General features: G+C 35.5%; 17 protein-coding genes. 2 read left to right on the forward strand and 15 right to left on the reverse strand.

From position 1 onward, the window contains the following. Positions 1-3: 3 nt before the first annotated feature. The 10 genes from CBF31_RS02775 to CBF31_RS02815 all read right to left on the reverse strand — a co-directional run bounded on the left by CBF31_RS02775 (position 4) and on the right by CBF31_RS02815 (position 7,704). Positions 4-1,086, reverse strand: coding sequence for a nucleoid-associated protein (locus tag CBF31_RS02775; protein WP_170167852.1), 1,083 nt, complete (start codon positions 1,084-1,086; stop codon positions 4-6). A gap of 550 nt (positions 1,087-1,636) precedes the next feature. Continuing rightward, on the reverse strand, positions 1,637-1,936 hold the full coding sequence (locus CBF31_RS02780; RefSeq protein ID WP_126830747.1) for a hypothetical protein: 300 nt from the start codon (positions 1,934-1,936) through the stop codon (positions 1,637-1,639). A gap of 71 nt (positions 1,937-2,007) precedes the next feature. Further along, complete coding sequence (locus CBF31_RS11010) at positions 2,008-2,163, reverse strand: hypothetical protein (protein WP_170167853.1); 156 nt, start codon at positions 2,161-2,163, stop codon at positions 2,008-2,010. A 1,155-nt stretch (positions 2,164-3,318) separates the two neighbouring features. After that, positions 3,319-3,669, reverse strand: a complete 351-nt coding sequence (gene rplS, locus CBF31_RS02785) for a 50S ribosomal protein L19 (RefSeq protein WP_126830750.1) — start codon at positions 3,667-3,669, stop codon at positions 3,319-3,321. Positions 3,670-3,802: 133 nt separating this feature from the next. Then, a complete protein-coding gene (gene trmD / locus CBF31_RS02790) occupies positions 3,803-4,546 on the reverse strand; it encodes a tRNA (guanosine(37)-N1)-methyltransferase TrmD (protein ID WP_126830752.1) in 744 nt (247 codons plus the stop codon). A gap of 2 nt (positions 4,547-4,548) precedes the next feature. Further along, complete coding sequence (gene rimM, locus CBF31_RS02795; protein WP_126830754.1) at positions 4,549-5,067, reverse strand: ribosome maturation factor RimM; 519 nt, start codon at positions 5,065-5,067, stop codon at positions 4,549-4,551. A gap of 110 nt (positions 5,068-5,177) precedes the next feature. Then, positions 5,178-5,423: a KH domain-containing protein gene (locus CBF31_RS02800; RefSeq protein ID WP_126830755.1), complete on the reverse strand. Its 246-nt coding sequence runs from the start codon at positions 5,421-5,423 to the stop codon at positions 5,178-5,180. A gap of 16 nt (positions 5,424-5,439) precedes the next feature. Then, positions 5,440-5,715 carry a 30S ribosomal protein S16 gene (gene rpsP, locus CBF31_RS02805; protein ID WP_126830757.1) on the reverse strand — a complete coding sequence of 92 codons (276 nt, stop codon included), beginning with the start codon at positions 5,713-5,715 and terminating at the stop codon, positions 5,440-5,442. A gap of 201 nt (positions 5,716-5,916) precedes the next feature. After that, positions 5,917-7,347, reverse strand: a complete 1,431-nt coding sequence (gene ffh, locus CBF31_RS02810; protein WP_126830759.1) for a signal recognition particle protein — start codon at positions 7,345-7,347, stop codon at positions 5,917-5,919. An 18-nt stretch (positions 7,348-7,365) separates the two neighbouring features. Next, positions 7,366-7,704: a putative DNA-binding protein gene (locus CBF31_RS02815; RefSeq protein ID WP_126830761.1), complete on the reverse strand. Its 339-nt coding sequence runs from the start codon at positions 7,702-7,704 to the stop codon at positions 7,366-7,368. A gap of 208 nt (positions 7,705-7,912) precedes the next feature. On the opposite strand from CBF31_RS02815, the gene CBF31_RS02820 reads away from it, so the two are divergent. Further along, positions 7,913-8,662, forward strand: a complete 750-nt coding sequence (locus CBF31_RS02820) for a class I SAM-dependent methyltransferase (RefSeq protein ID WP_126830763.1) — start codon at positions 7,913-7,915, stop codon at positions 8,660-8,662. A gap of 38 nt (positions 8,663-8,700) precedes the next feature. Here the strand turns inward: CBF31_RS02820 and CBF31_RS02825 are convergent, their stop codons facing one another. Then, positions 8,701-9,084, reverse strand: coding sequence for a YxeA family protein (locus CBF31_RS02825; protein ID WP_170167854.1), 384 nt, complete (start codon positions 9,082-9,084; stop codon positions 8,701-8,703). A 206-nt stretch (positions 9,085-9,290) separates the two neighbouring features. Between CBF31_RS02825 and CBF31_RS02830 the strand changes: the two genes are divergently transcribed. After that, entirely contained in the window at positions 9,291-11,354 is a 2,064-nt protein-coding gene (locus CBF31_RS02830) for a 3'-5' exonuclease (protein WP_126830767.1), read from the forward strand. Between the two features lie 240 nt (positions 11,355-11,594). Here the strand turns inward: CBF31_RS02830 and CBF31_RS02835 are convergent, their stop codons facing one another. The 4 genes from CBF31_RS02835 to CBF31_RS02850 form a co-directional block, all read right to left on the reverse strand. Then, positions 11,595-13,028, reverse strand: a complete 1,434-nt coding sequence (locus tag CBF31_RS02835; protein ID WP_126830769.1) for an APC family permease — start codon at positions 13,026-13,028, stop codon at positions 11,595-11,597. A gap of 272 nt (positions 13,029-13,300) precedes the next feature. Further along, positions 13,301-15,517 (reverse strand): heavy metal translocating P-type ATPase, encoded by a 2,217-nt coding sequence (locus tag CBF31_RS02840; RefSeq protein ID WP_126830771.1) that lies wholly within the window; start codon positions 15,515-15,517, stop codon positions 13,301-13,303. A 1-nt stretch (position 15,518) separates the two neighbouring features. Then, positions 15,519-15,731 (reverse strand): copper chaperone CopZ, encoded by a 213-nt coding sequence (copZ, locus tag CBF31_RS02845; RefSeq protein ID WP_126830772.1) that lies wholly within the window; start codon positions 15,729-15,731, stop codon positions 15,519-15,521. A 24-nt stretch (positions 15,732-15,755) separates the two neighbouring features. Continuing rightward, a complete protein-coding gene (locus tag CBF31_RS02850; protein ID WP_281272803.1) occupies positions 15,756-16,199 on the reverse strand; it encodes a CopY/TcrY family copper transport repressor in 444 nt (147 codons plus the stop codon). Positions 16,200-16,307: the final 108 nt, after the last annotated feature.

Below are 16,307 nucleotides of genomic sequence, written 5' to 3' on the forward strand. Positions count from 1 at the left end.
ACGTCAACTTGTTTCGATTAAATCATTATTAATACGTAGTATTGAATAATTTTCATCATCTTCATCTACCCCCCAAGATACAAAACCTTGATCTTGTAGAGATTTGAAGTAACTTATTGAAATTCTTCCTTTTCCTTCACTATCTGTTATTTTCACTTTAGGAGGAAACCTGTACTTAGCCTCAAAAGTAGGAACCACTGTATTATTGACTAATTTAGCATATTCGTATACCTTAGTTGATAAACTTTCATTATCTAAATGATCTGCTTGTAGTTTATTATTATCTAAACGACTTGAAATCACTCCCACTAATGAATTATAGGATGTTTCTTTTTGAACTGAAAGGTCTTTTCTTAGCATCTCTTCTATATCTGTTTTACTTACCTCATTAAGCAAATACTTACTAGATACTTCAACTATCGATTCAATTGCAATCTGCGCACTTGATTCTGGTTTATCAATCACCCGGTAACTATCTAAAAAGTTCTTAAAGAAATATCCAGATATACCTGGATCTACCCTATCAATTATTTTAGAATGTATAGCGTTTCTTTCATTGCCAGCTTCTTCATTTTCTGAATAAAAAAGATTTGTTTCTTCTCTAAATATAATTGCTGCTTTCTGTAACCTAGATTTTTTGTCTGGTAACATTCTTTCCAGCGTATTTAACGTTATTTCTTCTGTGACTTGAATACCTATATTCGCTTCCATTCTAAAAATACATAAACAGTCTCTGTTATTTATTTCCGTAGAAAATATTATTAAATAGAAATTGTTTCTCATCGTATTATTTGTTAGTGAATTAGCTAATTTATCAGCTATTAATTGAGAATGTCTTTCAAAATCCTCTAAGCTTCCAAAAGAATTCAAAGTGTTTTGGATTACTTGAGAAAAACGATTTTGAAATCTAAAGTTTTGTATATTTTGATCATCATTACATTGATCAGCATGCCCATAAAAAAAAGTTTCTATTGTTTCACTTATAGTAGAATCAGCTAATCGATTCCCTACAAGTACTTCGCCAGCATCGTTTAATATTGATGTTTCAGTCTTGTGGAAATAAAATAATCTTAAATACCCTATCAAGCTACTCATCTCTCCATTCTTTAGCACCTTACTAAAATTAAGTATATCATTAATCATCTATTTAAGTACAAAAAAAACAAAATTTAATTATATGTCATGACCATTTTCTTTTTTATAAAAAATCATTTTAGTTTAATTCTCATTGTTTGAATAAATTCCAGAATTCTATATTGACCCTAACATAAATAATCGCTATATGCGTTTTTCATTCATCATCAGTAATATTATTAATACTAGACTCCGTTGTAGCCTCCAAAAAATTATTTCACCAATTTTCACTTGTGCTCTCAGGATAGTAATTAATTTCCTCGGTCACTATTGGGATATAATACTCACTCGTATCATTTGGGTAGTTTACCCCTCTTACAAATTTTTCTGTACCAATAATTTTTTTGATCTTTAATAGTTATTTCACTACCTAAAAAATTCGACAAACTATTTTCTATAAACTCTAAATCTGCCGTATTCTTTACTAAGAAGGCTTGTATCCCCTCTTCATCAAAAGCAATAATTATATTATCAGTTTTACCATACCGAACAGTTGATAGTCTTACACCACTTTTATGAAGTGTATCATCTGAAAATGGGAGTTGTGAATGCTGTTGAGTACTATATGATTGATTATTATATTTAGCAAGGATGTCATTATAAATCTGTAATCGTTTAACTTTTTTTGATTTTCATAATCAGCCATTGTCATATCATCTGTTGAACTAATCTCTGTACTACTTGAGGAACTCACCTCATTATTTTTTCTTTTAGTTCGACCTACTTCTTTATCACTACTTGAACAAGCTGATACCGTTATTAAGCACATTACTATTATAGTCGATAAAAATATTTTTTTCATAATTTTCCCACTCCTGTATTTAAATTTTAAACGCTTGAAACGTAAATAACAGATACAAGCGTTTCTTTAATTTATAAAATATAATCAACATAAAATACGATTGTATACCATATTGAGACATCAGTCATTTTGACTGGAGCGGTTTTGAATGCCCGTACTTTGTCGTCTGAACCTTCATTGACTGCAAACCATGCCCAATAGAATTGCGACTCCGCATCGTTGTGCATCACGTCCCCTTGTGCTCATGCTTCTCTTAAAGTACTAGCTAGGATTTCGCTATTGCCAACTTCGGTTGGGTTCACAGGGACTGCTTCAGTTGGGACATTCAATTGCCATACTTTAGTAGTGGTATAGGTAGTAATTGTATCGCCATTTTCGAGTGTTTTTATTACTGTCTCATTTTAGGGGTTCAGTCCCTCTCGTAAAGGGCTTTTAGTAATTTGTAGTCTCATTCTTTACAACTCTCTTAAACTAGCAAAATACCTATTATAGAACCTTATTTACTGTCTTCATTTTTCAAATAATAAAGATTAAATACTAAAAATAATATAATGAAAAAATACATTGCATTAAGGATATCGTATATAATGACTCACTACTTGAAACACCTTCAATTAAATTGGTGTTAATTGTAATTTTAAAAAAATCTATCTTAATTGGATTTTCAGAAATCATGGAAACAGTTGGTAACACGAGTTCTTTTTACTAATTAAAAATAGTATTGTGTTTAAAAAAGTTGTTCCTATAAATACAATACTGCTTACAACTATTAAACCGCTAATAGTATCTTCTAAAGTTGCAATATCAGTGTTTCTCACTAAGAAGTAACAATACAGAACGATTGAAAAAAGCGATAACGGGCACAGAATAAAACTACTAACTAATAACCATCTATTTTTAACGGTTTTATTCTTAAAAAGTAATGAATATAAAGGCAACCCTAAAGAAAGGATTGCTAAAGTAATTACACCATAAAAAATTAAATTTATCATAACCAACCTCTCTATTCACTTTATTTTAAATAAGTTATTTAGCTTTTTATGCACGTGATAATACTCAAGTCTTATTATTAATATATTACCACTATCTACAATACAACTAATAATCGACAATCGAAAAAATGAAAAAGGCTAAAATAAAACACCCAAAATATGGCCTTATTAGAAAATTTTATTTTGGTCTCCTCATGGGTAGTAATTATCTGCCTTATAATAGCCACCAATGTAGTTAAATATTTCTTTTACAGTATAACTTACCTAACTATTTTTTTACTACACTCTTAAAAAAGTTTAACATTAAAATTATGCAACTTTACCTATTTTTAGACAAAAAGAAAAAGCCCTGATTTCTCAGGACTTTGTTCGCTTTGCAGATAGTCGAGACTATTTGCGACGCATTTCTTTGATACGAGCTGCTTTTCCGTGTAATTCGCGGATGTAATAAAGTTTCGCACGACGAACTTTACCTTGGCGGATTACTTCGATTTCTGCAACACGTGGAGTGTGGATTGGGAATGTACGCTCAACACCAACACCGCCAGAAATTTTACGAACTGTATAAGTTTCGCTGATTCCAGCACCTTGACGTTTGATAACAATACCTTCAAACAACTGGATACGCTCGCGAGTACCCTCTACAACTTTCGCATGAACACGAACTGTGTCTCCTGGGCGGAAGTCTGGGATATCACTACGTAATTGATCTTTTGTGATAGCTTCGATTAATGGATTCATTTTATCTTTCTCCTTTTAACAAACATTCATATGAGCACGTCACAGCGGAATATCGTAATAGTTGAGTACTTTTGCACTCAAAAAATAGTTTAACATAGCTTTATAACGATGTAAAGAGTTAATTCTTTACAAATTACTTATTAGCCTCTTCTTTTTTCACTTCAGCTAGTAATTTGGTCATCTCTTTGGTCATCTCTAATTTATCTAACATCTCTGGACGTCTTTGATATGTGCGTCTTAATGATTCTTTCAATTGCCACTCTGCTATTAATTTATGGTTACCATTACGGATAACTTCTGGCACTTCCATCCCTTTATAGTCAGCAGGACGTGTGTATTGTGGGTGTTCTAGTAAGCCTGTAGAGTGTGAATCCGTAATCGCTGATTGGTCATTTCCTAAAACATCAGGTAATAATCTAACCGTTGCATCAATCATGACCATAGCTCCTAGTTCACCGCCAGTCAAGACATAGTCACCAAGTGATACTTCATCTGTCACATAGCTTCGAATGCGCTCATCATAGCCCTCGTAGTGTCCACAGATGAATACTAAGTGTTCTTCTTCAGAAAATTCTTCCGCCATTTTTTGGTCGAATTTCTTGCCCGCTGGGTCTAATAAAATAACACGTTTCTTTGTATCAGGTTTCTCTTCACTTATTTTAGTTAAAGCATTATCAATCGGCTGAACTTTAAGAAGCATACCGGCTCCACCACCATACGGATAATCATCCACATTTTGATGTTTGTTATCAGAAAAATCTCTAAAGTTGGTTACTTTAACTTCGAGTAATTCTTTTTCAATCGCTTTTCCTAAGATAGACTCTGTTAGGGGTCCTTCAAACATTCTTGGGAACAGTGTTAAGACATCAATTCTCATGATTAATCAATCAACCCTTCAGGAATTTCAACGTGAACCACACCATTTTCTAAATCAATTGTTTTTACAACTGATTCAATGTAAGGAATCAGTATATCTTTTCCTTTTTGTGGTTGCACAACCCAAACGTCATTGGCACCCGGTGATAAGATTTCCTTGATTTTACCTAACACATCATCATTTTCATCGATTACTTGTAAACCCACAATCTCATGGTAATAAAATTCATTTTCTTCTAGTTCGTGCTGTTGCTCCGCACGGATTTTTAAAATACCATCACGATATTTTTCAATATCATTAATACTTGGGTGTCCTTCAAAACTTACGATATCAAAGTTTTTATGTTTACGGTGTGACTTAATTATTAATTTAATGGGTGATTTACTTCCCTCTTGAAATAAGTAAAGTGCTTGCCCTTTTTTATAGCGTTCTTCAGCGAAATCCGTCTTTGAAATAACACGAACTTCTCCTCGTAATCCTTGTGTGTTTACTATCTTACCTACATTATAAAAATCTACCATAATAGTCTCCTTCATCTGTCAATTCTTTTAATATTGTATCATTAGCTCACGCAATATGCTATAAAAATAAGCGCAACAAAAAAACTCTCAAGTGCCTAAGCACCTAAGAGTTAATTACCATCTGATATATTCAGACGGACCTTTTTAGGTCCATCGATACGTACACTGTAAACAACAGTACGAATCGCTTTCGCCAAACGTCCTTGCTTCCCAATGATACGACCAATATCTTCAGGATCAACGGTTAAGTTATAATCAACATACTCATCAGAGTCTACTAAGTCTAACTTAACACGATCGGGATGAGTGACTAATGGACGAACGATTGTTAAGACCAATTCTTTCACATCTGTCATAAGTTATCCCACCTTATTATTTTTTAGAGAATTTAGCTTCATGATGTTTTTGCATGATGCCTTCAGTAGATAATAAGTTACGAACTGTATCAGAAGGTTGAGCACCTTTAGATAACCATTCTAAAACTAAATCTTCTTTAATTGTTACTTGAGCTGGATCTAATAAAGGATTATAAGTTCCTACTGTTTCGATGAAACGGCCATCACGTGGAGAACGTGAATCTGCAACTACGATACGGTAGAAAGGACTTTTTTTAGAACCCATACGTTTTAAACGGATTTTAACTGACATTGATAAATACACCTCCATTAACTTTTTACAAGACTTAGTTTACCACGAGAAAAACATCATGTAAAGTGTTTTTTCTTTACACCTTATATTTTTTTAGTTTTTTTCTTTAAAATGCTGTTATATCGGGATTTATAGTCTTTATTTTTCTAAAAAAAGAACTGAATTTAATATTAAAATCAGCCCTTTTTGTTATATTAGTTACTATTTTTTCTTTTTCTTCACTTTTTTCTTCTTGCCTTTAGTATGTTGTTTCATCATTTTGTTCATGGCCATTTTACCCATTTTACCTTTGATACCTGTCCCGAACATTTGATCCATACCCGCTGGCATTTTACCTTTAGTCATTTGTTGCATCATTTTACGTGACTCGTTGAATTGTTTAATCATACGATTCACTTCTACAACACTATTACCAGAACCCGCAGCAATACGACGACGACGGCTTGGGTTTAATAAATCTGGATTTTCGCGCTCTGCAGGTGTCATAGAGAAGACGATTGCTTTTTTACGCGCTACATCTTTAGGATCTACTTTAATTTGATCTAATCCTGGCATATTGCTCATACCTGGAATCATTTTAAGTAAATCTTCGATTGGCCCCATACCCATCACTTGGTCTAATTGCTCGATGAAGTCATTAAAGTCAAAACTATTTTCTTTCATCTTAGTCGCAAGTTCAACGGCCTTTTTCTCATCGTACTCAGCTTCTGCTTTTTCGATTAAGGTTAACATGTCACCCATACCTAAGATACGGCTAGACATACGGTCTGGATGGAACACTTCAACGTCTGTTAATTTTTCACCAGTACCGACAAATTTAATTGGTTTACCTGTTACGGCACGGATAGATAGAGCCGCACCACCACGAGTATCACCATCTAACTTAGTAACGGCAACCCCTGTGATATCTAATTGGTCGTTGAAACTTTCAGCAACGGTAACCGCATCTTGACCGGTCATCCCATCGACTACTAAAAGGATTTCATCTGGATTAGCTAATTCTTTAATTTGTTTTAACTCATCCATTAATTTTTCATCAATATGCAAACGACCTGCCGTATCAATGAAGACATAGTCATTTTTGTTAGCATAGGCTTGTTCTAAACCTTGGCGAACGATTTCAACAGGACTTACTTCTGTCCCTAATTCAAAGACAGGAGCATCAATTTGTTGACCTAAGACTTTTAACTGCTCGATAGCGGCTGGACGGTACACGTCACCTGCGATTAATAACGGACGAGCATTTTCTGTTTTCATTAAGTGTTTCGCTAATTTACCTACAAAGGTTGTTTTACCAGCCCCTTGTAACCCTGACATCATAACAATAGTCGGAATTTTTGGTGATTTATTCAATGGAACTGTTTCTGTCCCTAATGTCGCTGTTAATTCCTCATCAACAATCTTAACGATTTGTTGAGCTGGACTTAAACTTTCTAATACTTCAATCCCTACTGCACGCTCACTTACACGCTTAGTAAAGTCTTTAACAACTTTAAAGTTTACATCGGCTTCTAATAACGCAAGACGAATCTCACGCATCATTTCTTTTACGTCTGCTTCAGATACTTTCCCTTTACGACGTAATTTGGACATCGCGTTTTGCAAACGATCGGTTAAACTCTCAAATGCCATCTTCTTACTCCCCTATCTCTATTCTTCGATTTCTTGAACTGCTTTAAGTAACCCTTGCAACTCATCATCTTCTGGATATTTTTCAGCAACGTGTTGTTGCATTTTTTTAATTAATTCTTCACGGACAATAAAATTAGAATACAAGTGTAACTTACGCTCATAGTTTTCTAAGATTTTTTCTGTTCGTTTGATGTTGTCATAAACAGCTTGACGACTTACATCGTATTCCTCTGAAATCTCACTCAAAGAAAAGTCATCCGCATAATATAACTCAATGTAATTCATCTGTTTTTCTGTTAAAAGAGTAGAATAGAATTCAAACAGGGCATTCATGCGGTTCGTTTTTTCAATGTTCATCTAATTCCCTCCTTTTTTCGAGAACTAAAAAAGTCCTACTGACTAATTATTATACCACTAAATAGGGTTTAGTTTCTAGGGGCTAATTGTGAAAAAATAGTCGTATTAGTTTTTTTGTTAAATTTAATGAGCGACCTCAATGAACGTGCTATTTTTTTAAATTCCCCTATGCTACACTAATAAAAAACAAACGTTTGGAGAGGGTAACATGTTTCAAGAATACGGAAAATTAAGCACAGAATTATATGAACACACTAAACCAGTTGGCTACTCTATTGATGGCGACTTGGCTTATTATCTAGAACAAGCAAAAAAAGCTAATGGGAAAGTCTTAGAAGCCGGCGTCGGTACTGGTCGCTTACTCATCCCCTTTATCGAACAAGGAATTGATATGGAGGGTGTTGACTTATCTCCCTTCATGTTAGAGAAATGCCAAGAAAACTTGGATAGTCGCGACTTACATGCCCCTCTTTATGAGCAAGATATTGCGACATTAGATTTGCCTCATCGTTATGATTTAATCATGATGCCTACAGGTAGCTTTGCACTTTTACCTACTCGCGAAATTATGATGAACGGTTTAAAATCATTCAAAAAACATCTAAATCCTGGTGGAACATTAATTGTCGATTTACTTTTACCAAAAGACTTTACTGTAGGTGACTCTAGTTCATCGATTTACCAATTAACACCTGAAGAAGGGATTTTATTCAACAGTACCTCACTTGAAATCGACTGGGAAAACCAACGTACAACAGAAGTTCACCGTTATGAAAAATGGCGTAATGGCGAATTAGTTGGAACAGAACTGTCTCGCTTTGTTTTATCATGGTACGGTGTAGAGGAATTCCGTTTAATTCTAGACTCACTTGGTTTTTCAAACAGTCGTGTCGTATGGGACTATGAAAAAGAAACAGGTCAACATGAAACCTTAACATTTTTTGCCGAAGCAAATTAAAAAAGGAAAGCCGTCAGTCGATGGCTTTCCTTTTTTAGTTAGTCAGTTAACTGAGCTAAAGCTTTTTCTGGGACGTCCTTTTCTGGCACCTCTTCCCAACTTTCAACAAAGCTCCCTTTAGAATCTAATTTTAAATAGGCATTTTCTTTCAATTTGCCTCCTGCATAAAATGTAATATCTGTCACTTCACCTTCATCATTGACTGCTTTTTGGGAATAATTGTATCCTCCTGGTGATTGAGGTGTCCCGTATTTATCCGCAGTCTTCACATAACGATTCTCCTCTTTTATAAAAGGATTAAATCGGTCTAACTGTTGTCCGATATCACTGTCCTCAGTTTCAGGTACAACTGCCTTTAACGTCGCTGGTAGGACGGCTATCATCCCTATAATAATCACAACTACTACTGCTATTTTTTTCATAATATAATCTCCTTCTCTCAACTTCCTCTTAACTTTAACAAATAAAATCATTCATTAAATCCGAACTGCGACCTAATTTCAGTCAGACTTTAGGCTTAATCGTTCCCTTTTTAAAAGGCTTTTATGATAAAATTGAAAAGTCGCATTCTATAAATATACGCGGTTTTAGTGTTTTAATTTTATTAATTAGAGGAGGAGACTTGATTATGGCACCAACCTACTTTACCGGGACGAGTGAGTACTTCGGTGAACGTTTAGCATTTGATTCATTTAAAAATTTATTTGAATCCAGACGTCAAGACCGCACTATTGGTGCCTTAAGTTATCCGTGGCACCTCGCTGGAACACTAAGCCGTCGTGAAACTGATATTTTAATTTTAAATAGTAAACTAGGTGCCCTATTTGTCGAAATAAAAGGCATCTACCTTAATCAAATCGAAAGTATCTCTTATGAGGGCTGGCACACTAAAGATAAATTCTACACAGACTTTATCCATCCAGTTAGACAACTAGAGGAAACCACTCAAAATTTTAGACTTCATTGTGATAAGCACAATCTCCATGCTGTACCGATTAAAGGCATTATTTGTTTACCTTATATCACATCAGAGGACTGGCACGCCGCTGGTTTTAGTCTATACGCTTTCTTACCGCCGATTGTTTTTAAAGATGATTTAGAGAACCAAGATAAACTCTTTGAAAAACTAAAAGCTATTCCAAATATCGGCTTCAAACAAAGTCTGGACGGTGTCACCTTTGATGATGTCAAAACGTTATTGTTTGGCTCAATTGATTTCGATAAAAATCCTCATTTCGACTATATTCCAGACTATGACGAAGCTATTACTCACTATTATAACGGTTTAAAGTTGACCGATAAGCAGGGTAAAATTGTCGATTATACAGGTGAAGCCTTAGTAATTAATGGCGTGGCCGGTAGCGGTAAAACCCTATGTATGGCTGCCAGTGCTAAGCGAAAACTTGATGAAGGTGCTCGTGTTCTTTTTATTTGTTACAACAAACTACTTGCCCAAACCATCCGAAACTTACTTTATAAAAACGAGATGGACCCGAATACGACGTCACTTCACGTTCGCAATTTCCATCAATGGAGTTATTATCAAATCAAACATAACACCCCTTGTACTGTTGATAATATATCAACGACAAGTTATTACACGAAAAAAATGATTGCAACACTTCAAGCGAAACTCGCCACTCATACGGATAATCGCTTTTTAGACCAAGAGTTATATACTGATTTTCTCCTTGAGGAATGCCACTACCTTACGACTCTTCAACTGAAAACTGAAGAAGACTACCAAAATCTAACACGTAAAGGGCGTGGAAACCTCCCTAAAATCAGAAAAAATTCACAAGACCGCAGTATTATTTTCTCTATCTATAACGATTATATTGCCGAAAAATCACGTCAGAACAAAATGGAATTTATTGACCACGCGCCATATCTATTGGAACAGATCGATAGGTTACCTAAATACGACTATATCTATGTTGATGAAGCCCAAGATTTAAATTTAGCTGAACTACAGTTACTACGTCAATTGACAACAAAAGGCTTTTATCTAGCCTCTGACCGAGGACAAAAACTGTACAATACGTTTTACACTTATAAGGATATCGGCTTAACTGTTAATGCTAGCAATTCCATTCGTCTAAATGAATCCTACCGTTCAACGTATCAAGTTTTTAAATTCGCATCTGCTTTGCAGCAAAACGATATTACATTGAAATCAGAGGATTATACAGAACCCTACTTCAATACCCTTTATCAAGGACCTGTTCCAACACTTTACCGTTTTGAGGACAATGCTACCCAACACCGCTTAATGACTAAAAAAATAAAAAATTATCTAGCGAATTCACCAGGAAAATCAATCGGTATTCTCGTCAAAACTAAAAAACAATTAGAAATCGTTTCTGATTATCTCAAAGCTGAGGGGATTAAACACCATTCCTTAAATCAGAAAGTTGAAGTCGTCCAATCTAACGACACCTATGTTCATCTCTTGACTATGCACACGTCTAAAGGGCTTGAGTTTGATTATGTTCAGATTTACGATTTTTCTAGCGACCCTAAACTTGCAGAGAAGACAGATGAAAACTTTGATTATTGGAACCAACAACGAAAGCTATTTTACGTCGCCTTCACACGCTCACGTCATTTATTAGATATTTTCTACCTGACACAAGCTAATCAATTGGTCTATGAATTACCAGTTGAGTGTTATGACGTTGTGGGAGAATAAGAAAGACTAGCATTCCAATACTCCATGTGTTATACTTTCAACATGCGATGAGGCGACACGGGACTCGCAGTGGGAGTCCCCCCTCTAACGGTAACACTTTGTGGAAGGTGTGTTAGAGGCAAGATTAAAAGCACTAGGATGGGCAACCATCTTAGTGCTTTTTCGTTTATATTCAACTTCTACTTACCTTATAACATAACAAGCCCCAGACCACTCACTCACATTTAATTCTCATTCAAATTACTTACGATTTTTATTTCCTCTTCTAGCAATAGCCGGAATAATCATTCCAAGAACTAGTAACACTATCGGAGTCATAACATTCATCGTTAATTGGAAAATATATTCACTGTGATTACTTGCATAACTAATTTTAGGGACCATTCCTAACACACAGGCGATTGCAGTAAATACAAAACACCATAGGCCAATTAAATAACCAACCGTCGGGTTCTTAACAAATTTATACTCTGATGGAAATTTTTCATGTTTTTTGTTAATCCACATATAAGCTAAAAATACCCATAGATAGCACATCGGCATTACAATCGCATTTAAACTCGTCATCCATTTGATTAACTCAGTCATGTTGCCAATTCCAAATGATGGAACAATAATTAAAATTGAAACTAAGATTCCTGTAAAAATATAGCCATTAACTGGTGTACCATTCTTATTTGTTTTAGCTAATTTTTCAGGAATAAATTCACTATCTGCATCTGATAACAACATTTTTAATGGTGCATCAATAGAAAATGCTAGAACTGAAATTTGTGCAAGTACATTTGATAATGAATATAGGATAACGAAGAAACTACCTACTCCATAAAAATCTCCCAATTTAGCAAACGCTTGATATGACCCATTTACCATTAAATCATTCGGGATATGATCAGCATCAAATAAAATCCCCATTGCAACTGAACCCAGCAACGCACATATTGCCACCATAATCGTTAAGGCAATCATCCCTTTAGGAAACTCTTTAGCCGGATTTTTTGTACTATTAACGTAAGGTGATATCTTTTCTGCGCCACCTACCGCAAAGAGTAGCATTGAAATCGTCGCAAGATACGACATGTTAATTTTAGGTATATAAGTAGATAAATGAGTCATATTAGACGTGGCACTTATCGTCCCTCTCAAGGCTGGTGCTGATACCGCTAATATAATAAACAATATTGACATGATAAACATAGCTGTACCCGCCATATTACCCATAATTTTTATCACTTTTAATCCTTTAGAAGATAACCATAAGAAAAAAAGAAATATAATCAAACAGACTACGGAAATAACTTTTGAATCAATGGTATTTACAAAATCACCATTTCCTTTAAAAAGCCAGCTAGCAGCTAAAATAATTCCTTGCGGTCTTTGTGCTAAATACGGAATATGAACGACCCAATAGGTCCAGGCGGCATAATAAGCCAAACGTTTTGTTGATGTTTCTCTAATCCAAGAAGACACTCCACCTGCTGAATCTTTAAAAGTAGAGCCCAATTGACCTACACTAAGTGTATAAGGAACAAAGTAAAAAATCATAATTAAAACCCACGAGGTGACTACTGTTAATCCCTGTAAAGCATAATTGTTAACAACATTTCCTAACCCCCACACTGAAACAAAAGATATAAGTGCAATATTATGCCAACGTAACTGTTTCCCATCCATAAATAACCTCCATTAAATAATATTTAATTGCATCTACAGTGTACGTTCCAATCTACAACTTCCACAATTAAATGTCGGCTATTTTTAGTGATTTTTCACATTTCTACTTTGTGATTTTTTTTAATAACACATATAAACAGTAGTTTTATACCTTTTAAAAATTCACATAGTTATTTTTATAAACATCATATTGGATGAATAAATGTCTACTACATATGAAAAAAATAAGATAGAAAAAAACAGACCCTCAAACTAGGATCTGCTTTTTATTTCTATATTTTTTTACGATTCAAACTCAATGAATTAAGCAAGACACTTACCGAACTAAAGGCCATAGCACCACCTGCTACGATTGGATTTAACAATCCAAAAGCTGCGAACGGAATGCCAATTGTGTTATAAATAAACGCCCAGAATAGGTTTTGTTTGATTTTACTCATTGTTAATTTTGATAAAGTCGTCATCTTAGATAAGTGCAATAAATCGCCTGTCATTAAGGTAACATCAGCTGTTTCCATCGCAATATCTGTTCCAGTACCCATGGCTATCCCTACATCAGCAACCGCTAGTGCAGGGGCATCATTGATACCATCTCCAACCATCGCTACAAATTTTCCACGGTCACGTAACGTCTGTACATAGTTCGCTTTATCTTCAGGTAATACTTCCGCGAAGACATGACGGCTATCTAAGCCAACTTGTTCGCCGATAAATTCAGCTGTACGCTGATTATCTCCTGTTAACATAAAGACTTCAATTCCTTTATCGTGTAGCTGCTGAATCGCTTCTTTTGAGCTTTCTTTCACCTCATCTGCTACTGCTACAATTGCAATCACGCGTTCACTATCCGCTAAGTACATAGCTGTCTTTCCTTGACTTTCAAGTAAACTGACACGTTCTAATTGACCAAGAGTAATCACTATCCCTTGTTGTTCAATCAGGCGACGAGTTCCTACATTATAACCCTTACCCTCAATCGTTCCTTTAACACCAGACCCAACAATTGCTTCAAAATCAGCGACTGGTACATCGGTATTCACTTCTTTTTCCTCAGCATAACTTACAATCGCTTGCGCTAAGGGATGTTCTGATAACTTCTCTAAAGACGCTAATTTTTCTAATACTACATAAGGATCACCCAAGTCGTATTCCACTTCAAATTCAGTAACAACTGGTTTACCTTTTGTAAGGGTTCCTGTTTTATCAATAACGATGGCATCAATCCTCGCCGCTCGTTCAAGGGCTTCGCCCCCTTTAATCAAGATACCATTCTTAGCACCTAGTCCTGTTCCTACCATGATAGCGGTCGGCGTTGCTAAACCTAAAGCACAGGGACAAGCAATAACCAAAACTGACACGCTATGAATTAGAGCAGTCTCCCAATTTTTAGTCACAAGTCCTGTCACAATTAATGTAAGCAAGGCTAAGACCAGAACAATCGGGACAAAGACTGATGCTATTTTATCAGCTACCGCTTGAATAGGTGCTTTTGAACCTTGCGCTTCTTCGACCATACGGATAATACGTGATAGAGCTGTTTCTGACCCAATTTGTTTCGCTTCAAAGATAACATTACCCGTTGTGTTAATTGTTCCACCATATACAGAATCACCTGCTTGTTTTTCGACAGGTAGACTTTCGCCAGTTAACATGCTTTCATCAAGTGTCGTATGTCCTTCTAACACAACACCATCTACAGGGACTTGTTCACCTGGCTTAACTTGAATTCGGTCGCCCACTACCACATCATCGATTGGTAAAACAATTGATTTTCCACCACGAATAACGGTTGCTTCTTTAGCTTGCAACGTCATTAATTGCTTAATCGCACCACTTGTTTTAGCTTTGGCACGTTGCTCTAAAAATTTACCTAATAAAATCAAGGTAATAATAACGGCACTACTTTCGAAGTACAGATCATGTGTCGTTTTACTAATAAAGCCGTTATAAATACTCAAAAGATAAGCCGCAGATGTTCCAAGAGCAACGAGTACATCCATGTTTGGTGCTTTAGTTTTTAGTGCATGATACGCCCCTTTATAAAAGCGAGCCCCGATCCAAAATTGGACAGGTGTTGCTAAAATCAGTTGAACAATCGGATTATGAATAAAGGTTACGACTGGATTGTCTAGACCTAACATCATTAAAATCATACCAATAACCATCGGTGCGCTTAATGACGCGCTGATAATCAAATCCCGTTTCATTTTTGATACTTCTTGTTCACGTTCTTCTTCAATTTGGCGTTTGTGCTCTTCATCATAACGAAGCGCCCCGTAACCGATCGCCTCAATACTATCAATTAATTTTTCTACAGACGTTTGGTCTGCTTCATACTCAATCGTTGCACGTTCGGTCGCTAAATTAACCGTAGCTAATTTAACCCCTGGTTGATTATTTAATTCTTTCTCGACACGACCTGAACAGTTAGCACAGGTCATGCCAGAAATCGCTAGTGTTTCTAATTTACTTTGTCTGCTCTCTGACATCTTACATCACCTCTGCATGAAAATCTTTCGCTTCGATTGCTGAAATAATAGCATGTGTTGTCAGACATGACTCATCAAATTTCACCGTCGCTTTTTCTTTTTTCAAGTTTACTTTAACTTTTTTGACACCTTCTAATTCTACTACTGCTTTTTCTACAGTTGCCACACAATGCTCACAAGACATCCCTGTCACGTTAAAATCTATTTTTTTCATCATTACCCCTTCTTTCATTTTCTACTAGTTTTTATGGTTTGGACAATCACATTGCCCTGGAATACAATTACACGCAATCGTTTCAACTGCTGTCTTTTCTTTTTCAATAAGTGCTTGCCTAATCAATGCGACATCATCATGAGTCAGTTCCGCTTCTTCAACCATCTCTGCTATCGTCTTCCCTACTTTTTTAGCACAGATACGAGCAAATAATTCAGCTGTCGCACTACGAATTGTTTGTTCTTCAGTGACCAATGCCTCATATATAAATTTATTTCCCTTGGTTTCCGTCTTAAGCATTTCCTTTTTGACTAACCTACCAAGAAGCGTCTTAATCGTCGCCGGTTTCCATTCTTTTGTTTCACTTAAATGGGCAATAATTTCTGGACTAGTTGTTCGCGTTTGGGCCCACACTACACGCATGACTTCCCATTCTGCTTCACTAATTTTTATAACATCTGTTTTCACTACAAATCCCCTCCTTCATTTTAGAGTTTACGTTTGTAATCTTACAAACCAAGTGTACCTTTTACGTTTACATTTGTCAACGCTAAACTTTTAGAAAATAAAAAAGCT

The sequence above is a fragment of the Vagococcus fessus genome (assembly GCF_003987565.1).
Classification (GTDB): Bacteria; Bacillota; Bacilli; order Lactobacillales; family Vagococcaceae; genus Vagococcus_D; species Vagococcus_D fessus.